This is a genomic window from Streptomyces musisoli, assembly GCF_016741855.1.
GTDB classification, from domain to species: Bacteria; Actinomycetota; Actinomycetes; order Streptomycetales; family Streptomycetaceae; genus Streptomyces; species Streptomyces musisoli.
On sequence record NZ_JAERRH010000003.1, the window covers coordinates 787,011 to 800,607 of the forward strand.

The window sequence follows — 13,597 nt, forward strand, 5'->3', positions numbered from 1 at the left end:
AGGTAGTATTTTCTTCGTCGCCGGCCGCGGGAACGAAAACCGCGGAGGGCGGGAGTCACGCGCCGCTAGCTCAGTTGGTTAGAGCAGCTGACTCTTAATCAGCGGGTCCGGGGTTCGAGTCCCTGGCGGCGCACACGGATGAGGGGCCCTTCGCGGAAGCGAGGGGCCCTTCGACGTCTTCCGCGGTCAGCCTCCGGTACGACTCCTCACCCGGCGGCCGCCACCACACCGGGTCCGTGCACCCGAACCCTTCCCGCCGCAGCCGCGCCCGCTCGATCTTGTTGGTCGCCGTCACCGGCATCCGCTCCACCACCCGCACGAACCGGGGTGCCATCTTGGTCCCGAGGTCCGGCTGGTTCCGCAGGAACGCCGCGAACCCGGCCGGGTCGAAGCTCCCGGCGACGGTCGCCATGACCTGGTCGCCGGTGACCGGATCCGGCACCCCGTACACGGCGACGGCGTCCGCGCCCTCGTACCGGGCGACGATGTTCTCGATCACCGCGGCGGCCAGGTTCTCCCCGTCGACACGGATGCGGTCGTCCGTACGGCCCGCGAAGTAGAGGTAGCCCTGGGCGTCGCGGTAGAAGAGATCGCCCGTCCAGTACGCCCCCGCCCGGCGCCGTTCCGCCTCGGCGGCCGGGTTGCGCCAGTAGCCCTCGAAGGGGTTCGGGGCACGGTTGACCAGCTCGCCTATCGCCTCGTCCCCGTTCAGCAGCCGCCCGGAGCCGTCGAAGCGGGCCGGCGGGCACTCCCGTCCGGTGGCCGGGTCCAGCACCACCAGGCCGGGCCCGGCCGGACCCACCGCGCCCGCCGGGGTCCCCGGTGTCCACTGGATCGCCGCCCCGCCCTCGGAGGAGCCGTACCCCTCCACCAGCCGCACTCCGAAGCGCCGCTCGAAGGCGGCCGCGTCGACCGCGCCCGCCTCCGTCCCGAAGCCGAGCCGCAGCGGATTGTCCCGGTCGTCGGGTTTCGGCTCGGTGGCCAGGACGTACTGGACGGCCCGGCCGACATAGGTGAAGTAGGTCGCGCCGTAGCGGCGCACGTCGGGCAGGAAGCCGGAGGCGGAGAAGCGCCGGCGCAGCGCCACCCCGGCTCCGGCGGCCAGCGCGGGAGCCCAGTCCGCGATCACGGCGTTGCCGTGGAACAGCGGCATGCAGATGTAGTGCACGTCGTCCGCGCCCACCCCGAACCGCCGGACCAGGGCCCGGCCGGCCGCCGTCAGCCGGCCCTGGGAGCAGAGCGCGGCCTTCGGGGCGCCGGTGGAGCCGGAGGTGAAGTAGAGCAGCAGCCGGTCGGCCGGGGCCGCCCGGGACTGATCGGGCACGGCACCGCGGTAGGGGGCGAGGAGGGCGGCGTACTCCGGGGTGTCCGTGACGAGCAGCCGCACTCCCCCGCGTCCGGCTCCGCCCGCGCGGGGCGCCCCCTGCGCCAGGCCGAGCCCGGCCAGCAGCGGCAGGTGGGCCCGCTCGGTGACCAGCAGCGGGCACTCGGTGTGGCGGATGTCCCGGGCCAGCTCGGAGCCGCGCCGGGTGGGGTTGACGCCGGCGACGGCCGCCCCGGCGAGGGCCGCGGCACCCAGCCAGAGCGGGAACTCCTCGGTGTTGTCGAGCAGCACCCCGACGTGCGGTACGGCACCGGGTGGGAGCAGGTCGGCCAGCAGCGCGGCGCGGGCGGCGGCGCCCGCGGCCACCTCGTGGTGGGTCAGCACCCGGTCCTCGCACCACAGTCCCGGCCGGTGGTCCCCCCACCGCGCCGCCACCAGCCCGGCGACCGTGCCCGTCGTGGCATCCATGGCGGGGCAGGCTAACTGACATGACGTCAGAAAGGGAGGGTCGCGGCGTCACGCCTCCGCGAACATCATGTGCGCCACGGCCATGAAGACCAGGCAGAAGACGATGATCACGCCGAGGAAGGCCAGCAGGCAGCCGGACTCGAAGACGAGCTTGCCGCGGGACGGCGGGAGCGCGGTGGCCAGGTGGGGGTGGTCCGGGAGGTACCGCACGGTGACGAAGTCGCCCTCCAGGACGGTACCGGAACCGCCCTCCTCCTCGAACCGGATCGTGCGGCCCTCACGGGTGGCGTACTCGTAGACGTGGTGCAGGGTCGTGTGGACGGACGTGTTGCCGCCGCCCCCGCTGGTCGTGGTGTACGTCCGCAGGCAGCGCGCCTCGGCCGTCAGTCCGTGCTCCCACACACGGCTGATCCGCCGGGCGCGGAGGACCAGCCGGTACGCGGCGTAACCCATGCCCGCGATCATGAGGGTGGGCACCAGGTAGAAGAGCAGTTCGAACATGAGGTCCCCCCGAGGTCGGTGCGCCGCTCCGGAAGACCGGCGTGGCGGGAACCTATCCGGCGGGGCGCACCGTGGCGCTCAAGGGAACCTCAGTTTCCGTGCTGTGACGGACCGTCGGTCAGAAGGTGACGTCGGAACAGGCGTAGAACGCGTTGCCCGTGTCGGCGATCGTCCACACCGCGAGGATGACGTGGTGCCCGCTCAGGCCGGACGGCAGCGTGCCGCTGTGGCTGAGCGTGGCCGGCGGGCGCTGGCCGTTGTACGGCACCGTCAGGAACGGGGTGAGGTTGAGGTCCGACCGGGAGAGGTTGTGGTTCTGGTCCCAGCCCGGCTTGGTGACGTAGTACTTGAAGTCCGTCGTGGCGTGCATGGCGGTGAACTGCCAGCGGAAGGTGTACGACTGGCCGCCCGTCACCCTGGTGGTGGGCCAGGCCGCCCCGGACGGTGTCTTCGGCGCGCTGAGCTGGGCGAACTGGCTCAGCCCGGCATTGCAGAGCTGGCCGTCGGCGGGGCCGGCGGCCGGGAAGCCCTTCGGGCCCTCGACGCTCTGCGGCTCCCACTGGATCGAGCCGCAGTTCGTCACGGTGCCGTTCTGGCAGAGCTTCTGCCTGCTGATGGGGAGGTCGGTGTAGCCGTGGCCGCTGGCACCGCCGGTGGAGAGCGCGAAGGCTCCGGCGGTGACCGCGCCCAGCACGACCGCGGACAACTTGGTCTTGGTGCGCATACTGCCGCTCCTGGGGAACGTGGGGAGTTCGATGAGCCGTGCAGGTAGGTCTAGACCAAGTCTCAGATTATTGCCGTTAGTTGAACATGTCCATACCAATCGGGGGTGCGCTGCGACCGCCCCTCACACCGGCTCCGAGCGCCCCGAGCAGAACGCCACCGTCAGGTCCCGGACCAGCGCCTTGCGTTCGTAGTCGTCCAGTTCGACCAGACCGCGCACGGTCAGCCGGGTCACCGTGTCCTCCACCGAGTCCACCACCGAGCTGAGCATGGTGGCCCGCTGCCGGGCGTCCAGCGCGGCGATCCGGCGCCGGTGCATCGCGGCGGCCACCTCGGGGGCGTAGTCCACCCGGACCGGCTGCACCGAGAACACCTCCAGGCCGACCGGCGCCGTCTCCGTGGCCACCAGCCGGGTCAGCGCGTCCCCGGCCGCGGTCGTCCCGCCCCGCGTCCCGCCCGCCGGCTCCACCGGCACCCGGGCCAGCGCCGCCTCCACACACTCGCTCAGGTACGTCTCGTGGTCCTCGACACCGAGCAGCGCCCGCGCGCTGTCCCGTACCCGCCACACCACCAGCACGGCCACCCGCAGCGCCATCCCGTCGGGATCCGTCGCCGGCATCGCCTCGCTGCGCCAGTGCCGCAGGCGCACATCCACCCGGCGGCGGCGCACCAGCGGGTTCACCCACAGCAGCCCGGTGCGCCGGACCGTCCCGCGGTACCGCCCGAACAGGCCCAGCACCCAGGCCCGCCCGGTCCGCCCCCGGGCCAGCCCGCCGAAGCCGAACGCACCGAGCGCCCCGGCCCCGGCGTACGCGGCCCACTGCCCGGGACCGAGGCCGGAACCCGCGGACACCGGCAGGCGCAGCGCCTGTGCGGCGAGCGGCGGGAGCAGCCCCGCCCACCAGGTGGTGGCCAGGCAGCCGGTGAGCCCGCAGGCACCGGCGAGCAGTCCGGCCACCCCGGGCAGCACCCGCGCCGGGCGCTCCACCAGCTCCGGATCGACCTCCGGCAGCGGCCGTCTGCGCACCGGCGCCGGACGGCGCAGCCGGGGCTGCTCGCCGGTGCCCTGCCGGCGGGCCACCACGGCCGGCCGGAGCGGCACCTTCACCGGGTCGGGGTCGTCCCGGAACAGCAGATGGACGGGGATCTCGGTGGTCGCCTCGTTCTGGATCAGACGGGCCGGCCGGGTGGCGGGGCCGGCACCGGCGCCGTCCGACTGCCCCTCGGATTCGGGCGGCGTGTGGGATGTGGTCGTACTCATGCGTGCTCCAGCCTCCGCGCCAGACGCGTCATGAACAGGGGTGGGATGTGCGGGGACGGGCCGGGACCGGGCCGGGCGGCCGGCCCCGGCCCGGACTCACGCGAACAGGCGGCGCCAGGTCTCCGGGCCCGGATAGCCGTCCGCCGCGCCGCCCCGCCAGCCCTGGGTGCGCTGGAACGCCTCGACGGCCCGCCGGTCCGCCTCGCCCCAGTGCGGGCCCGGACCGAGGGAGTAGAACCGGCCGAACCCCTTCTTCACCAGCTGGATGCCGAGCTGGGTGACGAAGTCGTTGCGCGCGCCCGGCCGGAAGTACTGCCGGCCGGGGTAACCGGGCACCTCGTGCGGCGCGGGGCGGGGGCCGATGTCCTTGCCCTTCCCCGTGGCCAGCAGCTCCCAGGTGCGCCGGCCCGGCAGCCCGTCGGCGCCGGCGCCCGTCCAGCCCTGGGCCCGCTGGAACGCCTGGGTGGCGCGCCGGTCCGCCTCGCCCCAGACCGGACCCGGACCCTTGGTGTAGAACGCGCCGCCGCCCCTCGCGATCAGCATCTCGCCGAGCCGGGTCACGTACTTGTTGTCGGCGCCGGGCCCGAAGTAGGCCGCGCCCGGGAAGGGCACCGCCGCCTTCGCACCGGCCGCCGACTGGGCGCCGGCCGCGCTCTGCGGCAGGCCCTTGTAGCGGTAGGGGACGTACTTGTCGGTGTGGCTCCAGTAGGGGTACGGGGTGGTCTGACTGCGGGTCTTCGGGGGCGTCTGCTCGTAGACCTTGTAGTAGGTATGAGTGTGGTCCGTCCAGCCACCGAAGATCACGACGTGGGAGCCCTTCTCCGGGTTGTCGGGATTGTGGTAGAGCAGGATGTCGCCGGGTTGCAGCTCCTCCTTGGTGATCTTCACTCCGAACTGGTCGAGGCTGCCCGTCCACTCGTTGCTCGGCAGACCCCAGGCCATGGAGACATAGCCCGAGCAGTCCTGGCGGTAGCCGTCGGACCAGAAGGCGCTCATGCTGTACGGCACCTTGGCGGCCACCCAGATCTTGGCCCGGTTGATGATCTCGGTCCGGGTGGTGGGGGGGATCGGGACGGCGGGGGTCTCGGTCGGCTTGCCCGCCGGACCGTGGAGCGGGGCCTTCTTGCCCTGCGGGGTGTCGGGTTCGCCGTCGCCGGGCTGGGCCTGGCGGTGCGGGGAGTGGCCGGGGGTGAGGGCGGCGGCCGGGGAGACCGTGCCGAGGGCGGCGGAGGCGGCGGCCACGACCACCACTCCGCGGGCCGCGCGATGGCCACGGCCGGGCAGCGGGCGAGAAGCCGGCCGCCGACCGTGGACACAACCGGGACAGTCGCAATCGCTCGCGGGGTCGACTTCCTCGAACACCGGAGTGGTCATGCGATCTGCCTCACATTCGGGGGTGATTTGTCCGCGAGTGTGCACGTTGATCAGTTTCCCAACTGCGTTCGAAACGCGCATTTTGACGGTCCGAACGATGTACGCCGCCCCCCGGGCGACGGACAGGCCACCCCGGCGTGGTCGGAAGCACCCCTGGAGGTCAGGTAGAGTTTTCCCTGTCAGCAGGCGCCGCTAGCTCAGTTGGTTAGAGCAGCTGACTCTTAATCAGCGGGTCCGGGGTTCGAGTCCCTGGCGGCGCACGATGACGATGGCGATCCATGTCCGCGGAAAGCGCGGAACTGGGTCGCCATCTCTGTTTTTGCGCGGCTTCGCCGCGCGTGGTGGGGGCTTCGCCACCCACACCCCCATCGGGTCGGCACGCTGGGCGTTGGCCGGGAAGGGGCCGGGGTTTCGCCGCGGTCGGCACGGTGGGCGTCGGTCGGGAAGGGGCCGGGGCTTCCCTGCGCGTTTTGGGGGCTTCGCCACCCACTCCCCCCATCGGGTCGCCACGGTGGGCGTCGGCCGGGAAAGGGCCGGCGGCTTCGCTGCGGTCGCACGGTGGGCGTCGGCCGGTAGGGGGCCGGGGCTTCGCCGGGCGTGGTGGGGCCGCCATCCGCACCCGCCGTGTCCCCGGTCGTGGCGGCCGGAACCGGGTCCTCCCCCCGAATGGCCGGATACCCTCTGGCCATGGCAGCCCGGGACCTTCAGGAACGGATCAAGAAGCTGATCGTGGACCAGCGGCTGCCCTCGGGCGCCCCGCTGCCCACCGAGCCCGAGCTGATGCGGCTGCTCGGAGCGAGCCGGAACTCGGTGCGCGAGGCCCTCAAGGCACTCCAGGCGATGGGCATCGTCGAGATCCGGCACGGCTTCGGGACGTACGTCGGCTCGATGTCGTTCGCGCCGATGATCGAGGGCCTGGCCTTCCGGACCGTCGCCGGCCACTACCGCGGCGAGGACTCGCTGCTCCAGCTGCTGGAGCTGCGCGAGGCCGTCGAGACCGGGCTGGTGTCACGGCTCGCCGGACGGCTGCCGGAGACGGACCTCGTGGAGCTGGAGGCACTCGTCCAGCGCATGGAGCGGGAGGCCGCCGAGGGGGCCGGGCTCGCCGAGACCGACCGCGCCTTTCACGCCACCCTCTACCGGGGACTGGACAACGTGCTGCTCGGCGAGGTGCTGGAGGCGTTCTGGGACGCCTTCCACCGGGTGCAGCAGGACCTGGTGGACGTGCCGCAGGATCCGCGGGTCACCTGCCGCCAGCACCGGGAGATCCTGGACGCGGTCCGGTCCGGCGACTCCCTGCGCGCGGAGCGGGCCATACGGGACCACTTCGCCAACGTGCGCACCCGCCTGTCCCGGATGGCCGTGTCCCACCGCTGACCCGCCGCGCGGATCAGCCGGCCGCCTTCGTGAGGTACGACGAGACGACCACGTTCGCCGTGTAGCTGCGGGTGACGCGGTCGAAGGTGCCGCCACAGGTGATCAGGCGCAGTTCGGCCCGGCCTGGCTCACGGGGACCGTACGCCTGCCGGGCGTCGAAGCCCTCACGGGGCAGGACGCGGACGTCGTCGACGGTGAACTCGGCGACCTTTCCGTCCGCGCGGAAGACCCGGACCGTCTGGCCCGGCTTGAGGGTGCTGAGCTGGTAGAACACGGCGGGCTTGGTCTCGGTGTCCACGTGCCCCACCAGCACGGCCGCACCGGCGGCGCCGGGCTTGGGACCGCCGCCGTACCAGCCGACCACGCCGGGCTGGTCGTACGGCGGCGGGTCGACCGCACCCTGGGCGTCCAGGCCCCGGGCCACCACCGGGGCCTGGACACCCAGGACGGGGATGTCGACGCGCTGGGGCACCGCGTCGGCCAGGGGCCGCGCCGCACGCGGCAGGCCGGCGGGGAGCCCGGCGGCGAAGACGTCGCCCGTGGCGGGGTCCCGCTCGACGCCGGTGACCCCTCGCCCCCACAGCCACAGCCCGAACAGCAGCAGCGCCCAGGCCAGGCCGGTGACGAGGCGCCCGGTGCCGGCGGTGCGCCCCTGGTCGTCGTCGGACATGGGCGCTCAGCCGGTACCGCGGCTCCGGCGGGCGCGCAGCCCGGCGGCGGCCGCGGCGATCCCGGCGAGCGCCAGGCCGGTCACCGCCTGGCCGGTGTCGGGACCGGAGCCGCTGGTGGCCACCGTGGCGAAGTGCGCGGTGCCGCCGCCGCCCGCGGGGACCGGGGAGACCGGGGAGGCGGAGGAGGCGGACGGGCCGATGGGCTCCGCCGCCTGGGCGCCGTCCGGCGCGCCGACCGTGAGGTTGCCGGTGACCGACCGGTCGGCGCAGGTGACCTTCACGGCGTAGGCGCCAGGCTCCAGGTCGGTACGGATCCGGGTCTCGCCGGTCAGGACGCCCTGGGCGCGGTTCAGGATGCCGTCGGCGCCGGTCAGCCGGGCGTCGGAGACGAAGGCGGCCGAAGTGGCGATGCCCTGCTGGCCGGTGCAGCCGCCGACCCGCAGGGCGACGTCGGTGCCCGGCGCCGGGGAGGCGGGGGTCACGGTGACCGAGCCGTCCGCCGCGTGGGCCGCGGCAGCGACCGTCGCGACCGCCGTGGCGGCGAGGATTCCCGTACAGAGAGTGAGGCGTAGTGAGCCCATCGTTAACCTCCAGATATCAGGAGGCTCCCCCGCGCAGGGCGCCCCCGCATCCTCGGGAGGCGCCCCGCTGCTCCGAACGGGTGATGCCGGGTTTCGGCCCGGCCGGTGCCCGTGCTCAGAGCACCAGGTCGACCAGGTCCGCGATGGAGTCGACGACCTGCGAGGGCCGGAACGGGTAGCGGTCGACGTCCTTCGGCTGGGTGACCCCGCTGAGCACCAGGAACGTGCGCATGCCGGCCTCCAGGCCCGCGAGCACGTCGGTGTCCATGCGGTCCCCGATCATCGCGGAGGTCTCGGAGTGGGCACCGATCGCGTTCAGCCCGGCCCGCATCATGAGCGGGTTGGGCTTGCCGACGAAGTACGGCTTCTTGCGGGTGGCGGCGGTGATCAGGGCGGCCACCGAGCCGGTGGCGGGCAGGTCGCCCTCGGTGGAGGGGCCGACGTTGTCGGGGTTGGTGGCGATGAACCGGGCGCCGTCGTTGATCAGCCGGACGGCCTTGGTCAGGGCCTCGAAGGAGTAGGTGCGGGTCTCGCCGAGGATCACGAAGTCGGGGTCGTGGTCGGTGAGGATGTAGCCGATGTCGTGCAGCGCGGTGGTCAGGCCGGCCTCGCCGATGACGTAGGCGCTGCCGCCGGGCCGCTGGTCGTTCAGGAACTGGGCGGTGGCCAGGGCCGAGGTCCAGATGTTGTCCACCGGCACGTCCAGGCCCATGCGCCGCAGCCGGGCGTGCAGGTCCCGGGCGGTGTAGATGGAGTTGTTGGTGAGCACCAGGAAGGGCCGGCCGGACTCCCGCAGCTTCTTCAGGAAGGCTTCGGCGCCGGGGATCGGAACGCCCTCGTGGATCAGTACGCCGTCCATGTCGGTGAGCCACGACTCGACGGGCTTGCGGTCTGCCATGCTGTGCGTCTCCTGGCTTATGTGCGGGCGAGAAGCGGGGGGCGCCGGAACCACGGCGTACCGACGCCCCCAGCCTAGTCAGGACGGGCCGATCCTGACCCCGTCGATCGCCCGGAACCGGTTGTCGCCGCCGGTGTACCGGAACCGCACCCCGGCGCTGGTCGCCCCCGCGGGCACCTGGAGGGTGACGCTCTCGGGCACGCCCGCGGTGTACGGCACGCCTGCGGTGTAGGGCACGCCCGCGGTGTACGGCACGCCCGCGGTGTACGGCACGCCCGCGGTGTACGGCGCGACCGGCCGCGACGGCGGGCCGGACTCACATGGGCATCCGCTTCGACTCCGTCACCGCGCGAGCAGGGTCGGCAGGCCGGCGACGGAGTCCAGGACGTGCGTGGCGCCGGCGGCGCGGAACGCGTCGTCGTCGTGGGCGCCGGTGCGCACCCCGGCGACGAGTCCGGCTCCCGCCCGTACGCCGCTGAGCACGTCGTAGGAGGTGTCTCCGGCCACGGCGATCTGCCGTACGTCGTCCGCCGCCTTCGTCCGGACGAACGCCTCCAGCACCATGTCCGGGTACGGCCGCCCGCGCCCGCCGGCGTCGGCCGGGCACAGGGTGAGCGGCACGAGGTCACGCCAGCCGAGGGCGTGCAGGACGGCGTCCTGGGTGACGCGGGCGAAGCCGGTGGTCAGGACGACGGTGCGGCCGCCGGCGGCCAGCTCCTCGATGGCCTCGCGGGCCCCGGGGACCGGCGCGATCAGGCCGGCGTCGACCAGTTCGCCGTACGCCTCCTCGAAGGCGTTGTTGGCGCGCCGGGCGCGGTCCTCGTCGCCGAACAGGTGCCGGAAGACGGAGATCTTGGACTCGCCCATGGTGGCGCGGACGTAGGCCAGGTGCTCGGCGTGCTCGGCGGAGCCGGGCTCGACGCCCAGCTCGGTGGCGGCCGCCTCGAAGGCGCGCTCGACCAGTCCGCCGTCGGCGACGGTCGTGCCGGCCATGTCGAGGACGACGAGACGGATGTTCCCCGGGGTGTCGGTCGGGTTGTTCATGGAGTTCACCAGCCCAGTTCGTTCGCGGTCGTCTCGGCTATCGCGGGGGAGCAGGTCATGCCGCGCCCGCCGGGCCCGGTGACCAGCCACACCCCCTCGTGCACCTCCTGGCGGTGCACCACCCGGCCGGGCTCGGTGCACTGCGCGTACACCCCCGCCCAGCGGTGCCGGATCCGCGGCAGCGGCCGGCCGAGGAAGGACTCCACGACGCCGGTGAGGTGCTCGTACGGCTCCTCGACGGTGTCGAAGGCGAAGGGGTGCTCGTACTCGTGGGTGTCGCCGATGGTCAGACCGCCGTCGGCGCGCTGCACCATGAGCAGCTGCATGCGGTGGGCGGCGGCGGTCTCGGCCTGCGGCTGCCGGGCGTTCAGTTCGTCCAGCGCCGGGGAGGCGTAGGCGGGGTAGTAGCGGAAGCTGTCGGCGTCGGCGACCGAGGTGGTCAGCGGCTCGCCGAGCGGGTCGGTCTGCATCATCTGGAGGCGGACGCGGCGCACGGGCAGGCCGGGGCCGGCGAGTTCGCGGACCAGGCCGCCGAGCCAGGCGCCGGTGCACAGGACGACGGCGTCCGCGCGGTGCACGTCCCCGTGGTCGTCGCGGACGGTGCCGGCGGCGGTCACCTCGCGCACCTCCCGGCCCGGCAGGAAGGTGTAGTCCGGGGACTTCAGCAGTTCCCCGCGCAGGGCGAGCTGGGCGGTGCGGGGCTCGACGGCCGCGTCCCGCTCGCAGTACAGGGCCGCGGTGAAGTCGCCGCGCAGGGCGGGGTTGATCGCGCGGGCCTCGCCCGGGGTGAGCAGCTTGTAGCCGCGGGCGGCGGCATCGGCGCGGGCGACGGCGGCCTCGGCGACGGCGAGTTCGAGGGGCCCGCGGACGGGGGTCAGGGACCCGATGGCCCGGAAGCCCAGCGCCGGGACGCGCGCGCCGATCTCCTCCCACAGTTCCCGTGCCCGCAGGGCGGCTTCCAGCTCTTCCCCACCGGCGCGGCCGCTGACCCAGATCTGCCCGAAGTTGCGCAGCGAGGCGCCGCGCGCCTCGGTCTCGCGCTCGATCTGGACGACCTGGTGGCCGCGCGCCACTGCCTGCCAGGCGTGCATGGTGCCCACCACGCCGGCTCCGACGACTGTCACTCTCACGGCGGCAACGCTCCTCTCGGACGGGCAGCCGGAGACATCCGGCCGACAACGAGAGCGTGAACGACCCATCTGGTTTTGGGCTAGACCCGTTACCTTCTTGTTATGAAGGATCTGTTGTCGCAGGGCCGGCTGCTTTTCAGCCGCCCAGGTGGGCCGTGAAGGAGAAGCGGTCGCCCCGGTACAGCGACCGCACCCGCTCCAGCGGCCGGCCTTCGGTGTCCCGGGAGATCCGGTGGATCAGCAGCATCGGCAGGGCGGGCGGGGTGCCGATGAGGAGTGCCTCGCGGGGGGTGGCCAGCACGGTCTCGATGCGCTCGTCGGCGTCGCCGAAGGTGATGCCCTGGGCTTCGAGGTAGGCGTAGAAGGAGGAGTCGGGATCGAAGTCGGCGTCCAGGCGCGGCACCCGTCCGACGGCGACGTACGTGCTCTCCAGGCCGACGCGCTCGTCGTCGGCGAGCAGCACGCGCTCCAGGTGCCAGACGGGTTCGCCCCGGGTGAGCCCGGTCTCGGCGGCGAGGGGCTCCGGGCACGGGAACCGGTCCAGGGTGACGACGGTACGGCCGGGGGTACGGCCCTGCCGGCGCACGCCCTCGGTGTAGCTGGCCAGGGACAGCGGCTGGGCCAGCTTGGGCCCGGCGACGACGGTCCCGCGGCCCCGGCGCCGCAGCCGCCCCTCCAGGACCAGCTCCCGCACGGCCTGCCGCACGGTCTCGCGGGCCACGTCGTAGCGCTCGGCGAGGTCGCGTTCGGTGGGGATGACGCTGCCCTCCCCCAGCTCCTCCAGCAGCGACGCGATCCGCGCCTTCACCGCGTAGTACTTGGGGATGCGGCCGTGCTCGGGGATGCCTGAGCGAACGGGGGCGCCGGGGGCCTGGTCGTTCGGGTAGTCCACGCAGGGATCGTCGCAGACGGGCCGGACGGACGGAGTACCGGACCAGGTTCAGCTACGGCCGCGGGCCGGTTCGCATAGCCCACGCAGGGAGCGCCACCGACGGGCCGGACGGACGGAGTACCGGACCCGGCTCAGCGACGGCCGCGGGCCAGCAGGAACGCGGCGGCGCCGAGGCCGGACAGGGCGACGACGACGGCGAGCAGCCCGAGGGCGAGCCCCGGCCCGGTGCCCGCCAGCTGCCACGCCTGTTCCCCGGCCTCCTGGGTGAGGGACGGGGAGGAGTCGGGGGTGCCGGTGACGGCGGGGGTGGGCGTCACACCGCCGGACGAGGCGGTCGGCGTGCCCGAGGCGTCCTGAGCGTCCTGGCGGCCCGGGACGTCCTGGGCGTCCTGGGCGTCCTGGGTCTCCCGGCCGTCCTGGGCCTCCTCCGCTTCCTCGGTGTCCTGGGTGTCCCCGGTGTCCTGGCGCTCCCCCTCCTCCTTGGCGATCGCGAAACGGTAGGCGTCGGACTCCCCGACCCACTCCCCGTCCCCGTCACGCCGCTGGACGGCGGCGGCGCTGACGGTGACCTCGTCGGGTGCGGTGTCGGAGGTGAGCGCGAGCCGGACCCGGACGCTGACGGTCTTGCCGGGCGGCACGGTGAACCCACCGAACCCGGGGGCGTCCAGCACACCGACCAGTTCGTTCGCGTCGGTGGTCTCGAAGGCCACCGGCAGGGCCCGGGAGCCGTCATAGAAGTCCAGCTGGGGCTGGTTCGCGCGCAGGGCCCGCTTGGCGTCCACGAGGACCACGACCGGGTGGACGCCGGCGCAGGTCAGCCGGGTGGTGTTGGTGAGGTCGATGTACCAGGTGCCGTACCCGCCGCCGGCCACGTAGGAGCCGGGTCCGCCCCGGATCCGGGTGGCCAGCGGAAAGGCCCGCGCGTCGGCACCCGCACAGGCGGGCTGGACGGCGGCGGGCACGGCGGCGGCGGGCTTGGCGGCGGCGGGGTCGGCGGCCGCTGGCTCGACGGCGGCGGGCTTGGCGGCGGCGGGCACGGCGGCGGGTTTGGCGGCCGCTGGCTCGACGGCGGCGGGTTGGGCGGCCGCGTGCGCGGCTCCCGCCGGGAGGAGGAGCGGGAGGAGGGGGGTGGTGGCGGTGGCGACGGTTGCGGCCAGGCCGAGGGTCAGGGAGCCGAGGGACAGGGACGTGCACAGTCGCATGAACACATGACCATGCCGGAAGCACCGGAGGGCCGGGGCCCGCCACTCCGACCGCACCGGCGCGGTCCGCCCGATCAGCGCACGTCCGGCGCCGCCTCGGACCGCAGATGCGCGTACGGCCGCACGGTCCGCGCCGGCAACTCACGCCGAG

The 13,597-nt window shown here is 73.8% G+C and carries 13 protein-coding genes, 2 tRNA genes and 1 pseudogene; 3 read left to right on the forward strand and 13 right to left on the reverse strand.

The window, feature by feature from the left end; translation table 11 throughout:
• Nucleotides 1-59 precede the first annotated feature (59 nt).
• Nucleotides 60-133 (forward strand) — tRNA-Lys (locus JK361_RS11730).
• Here JK361_RS11730 and JK361_RS11735 read toward each other — a convergent pair.
• The 5 genes and pseudogenes from JK361_RS11735 to JK361_RS11755 form a co-directional block, all read right to left on the reverse strand.
• Nucleotides 99-1,792 (reverse strand): annotated as a pseudogene (locus JK361_RS11735) (AMP-binding protein). The gene JK361_RS11730 and the pseudogene JK361_RS11735 sit on opposite strands and share 35 nt — an antisense overlap.
• Before the next feature lie 48 nt (nucleotides 1,793-1,840).
• A complete protein-coding gene (locus JK361_RS11740; protein WP_201815680.1) occupies nucleotides 1,841-2,293 on the reverse strand; it encodes a DUF3592 domain-containing protein in 453 nt (150 codons plus the stop codon).
• Nucleotides 2,294-2,411: 118 nt separating this feature from the next.
• Nucleotides 2,412-3,017, reverse strand: coding sequence for a lytic polysaccharide monooxygenase auxiliary activity family 9 protein (locus JK361_RS11745; RefSeq protein ID WP_201815682.1), 606 nt, complete (start codon nucleotides 3,015-3,017; stop codon nucleotides 2,412-2,414).
• Nucleotides 3,018-3,140: 123 nt separating this feature from the next.
• Complete coding sequence (locus JK361_RS11750) at nucleotides 3,141-4,277, reverse strand: SPFH domain-containing protein (protein ID WP_201815683.1); 1,137 nt, start codon at nucleotides 4,275-4,277, stop codon at nucleotides 3,141-3,143.
• Nucleotides 4,278-4,373: 96 nt separating this feature from the next.
• Nucleotides 4,374-5,651, reverse strand: coding sequence for a peptidoglycan-binding protein (locus JK361_RS11755; RefSeq protein WP_201815684.1), 1,278 nt, complete (start codon nucleotides 5,649-5,651; stop codon nucleotides 4,374-4,376).
• Nucleotides 5,652-5,837: 186 nt separating this feature from the next.
• Between JK361_RS11755 and JK361_RS11760 the strand changes: the two genes are divergently transcribed.
• Nucleotides 5,838-5,911 (forward strand) — tRNA-Lys (locus JK361_RS11760).
• Between the two features lie 427 nt (nucleotides 5,912-6,338).
• Nucleotides 6,339-7,028, forward strand: coding sequence for a FadR/GntR family transcriptional regulator (locus tag JK361_RS11765; protein WP_201815685.1), 690 nt, complete (start codon nucleotides 6,339-6,341; stop codon nucleotides 7,026-7,028).
• A gap of 13 nt (nucleotides 7,029-7,041) precedes the next feature.
• Here the strand turns inward: JK361_RS11765 and JK361_RS11770 are convergent, their stop codons facing one another.
• The 8 genes from JK361_RS11770 to JK361_RS11805 form a co-directional block, all read right to left on the reverse strand.
• The gene (locus JK361_RS11770) at nucleotides 7,042-7,698 is read right to left on the reverse strand and encodes a class F sortase (protein ID WP_201815686.1); all 657 of its coding nucleotides are present in this window, start codon (nucleotides 7,696-7,698) and stop codon (nucleotides 7,042-7,044) included.
• 6 nt (nucleotides 7,699-7,704) lie between these two features.
• Nucleotides 7,705-8,280, reverse strand: a complete 576-nt coding sequence (locus tag JK361_RS11775) for a hypothetical protein (RefSeq protein ID WP_201815687.1) — start codon at nucleotides 8,278-8,280, stop codon at nucleotides 7,705-7,707.
• A gap of 115 nt (nucleotides 8,281-8,395) precedes the next feature.
• Nucleotides 8,396-9,178, reverse strand: a complete 783-nt coding sequence (locus JK361_RS11780; RefSeq protein ID WP_201815689.1) for an HAD-IIA family hydrolase — start codon at nucleotides 9,176-9,178, stop codon at nucleotides 8,396-8,398.
• Nucleotides 9,179-9,256: 78 nt separating this feature from the next.
• Nucleotides 9,257-9,451 (reverse strand): hypothetical protein, encoded by a 195-nt coding sequence (locus tag JK361_RS11785; protein ID WP_201816174.1) that lies wholly within the window; start codon nucleotides 9,449-9,451, stop codon nucleotides 9,257-9,259.
• A 69-nt stretch (nucleotides 9,452-9,520) separates the two neighbouring features.
• Nucleotides 9,521-10,222: a phosphonatase-like hydrolase gene (locus tag JK361_RS11790; protein ID WP_201815696.1), complete on the reverse strand. Its 702-nt coding sequence runs from the start codon at nucleotides 10,220-10,222 to the stop codon at nucleotides 9,521-9,523.
• A 5-nt stretch (nucleotides 10,223-10,227) separates the two neighbouring features.
• Nucleotides 10,228-11,352 (reverse strand): TIGR03364 family FAD-dependent oxidoreductase, encoded by a 1,125-nt coding sequence (locus JK361_RS11795; protein WP_201815698.1) that lies wholly within the window; start codon nucleotides 11,350-11,352, stop codon nucleotides 10,228-10,230.
• A gap of 136 nt (nucleotides 11,353-11,488) precedes the next feature.
• The gene (locus tag JK361_RS11800) at nucleotides 11,489-12,244 is read right to left on the reverse strand and encodes a GntR family transcriptional regulator (RefSeq protein ID WP_201815700.1); all 756 of its coding nucleotides are present in this window, start codon (nucleotides 12,242-12,244) and stop codon (nucleotides 11,489-11,491) included.
• A gap of 131 nt (nucleotides 12,245-12,375) precedes the next feature.
• Complete coding sequence (locus tag JK361_RS11805) at nucleotides 12,376-13,446, reverse strand: hypothetical protein (protein WP_236052736.1); 1,071 nt, start codon at nucleotides 13,444-13,446, stop codon at nucleotides 12,376-12,378.
• Between the last annotated feature and the right edge of the window lie 151 nt (nucleotides 13,447-13,597).

Excerpts from the sequence above, each read along its gene's own strand:
- JK361_RS11740 (WP_201815680.1), bottom strand. The coding sequence starts at position 2,293 with ATGTTCGAACTGCTCTTCTACCTGGTGCCCACCCTCATGATCGCGGGC.
- JK361_RS11745 (WP_201815682.1), bottom strand. The coding sequence starts at position 3,017 with ATGCGCACCAAGACCAAGTTGTCCGCGGTCGTGCTGGGCGCGGTCACC.
- JK361_RS11750 (WP_201815683.1), bottom strand. The coding sequence starts at position 4,277 with ATGAGTACGACCACATCCCACACGCCGCCCGAATCCGAGGGGCAGTCG.
- JK361_RS11755 (WP_201815684.1), bottom strand. The coding sequence starts at position 5,651 with ATGACCACTCCGGTGTTCGAGGAAGTCGACCCCGCGAGCGATTGCGAC.
- JK361_RS11765 (WP_201815685.1), top strand. The coding sequence starts at position 6,339 with ATGGCAGCCCGGGACCTTCAGGAACGGATCAAGAAGCTGATCGTGGAC.
- JK361_RS11770 (WP_201815686.1), bottom strand. The coding sequence starts at position 7,698 with ATGTCCGACGACGACCAGGGGCGCACCGCCGGCACCGGGCGCCTCGTC.
- JK361_RS11775 (WP_201815687.1), bottom strand. The coding sequence starts at position 8,280 with ATGGGCTCACTACGCCTCACTCTCTGTACGGGAATCCTCGCCGCCACG.
- JK361_RS11780 (WP_201815689.1), bottom strand. The coding sequence starts at position 9,178 with ATGGCAGACCGCAAGCCCGTCGAGTCGTGGCTCACCGACATGGACGGC.
- JK361_RS11790 (WP_201815696.1), bottom strand. The coding sequence starts at position 10,222 with ATGAACAACCCGACCGACACCCCGGGGAACATCCGTCTCGTCGTCCTC.
- JK361_RS11805 (WP_236052736.1), bottom strand. The coding sequence starts at position 13,446 with ATGCGACTGTGCACGTCCCTGTCCCTCGGCTCCCTGACCCTCGGCCTG.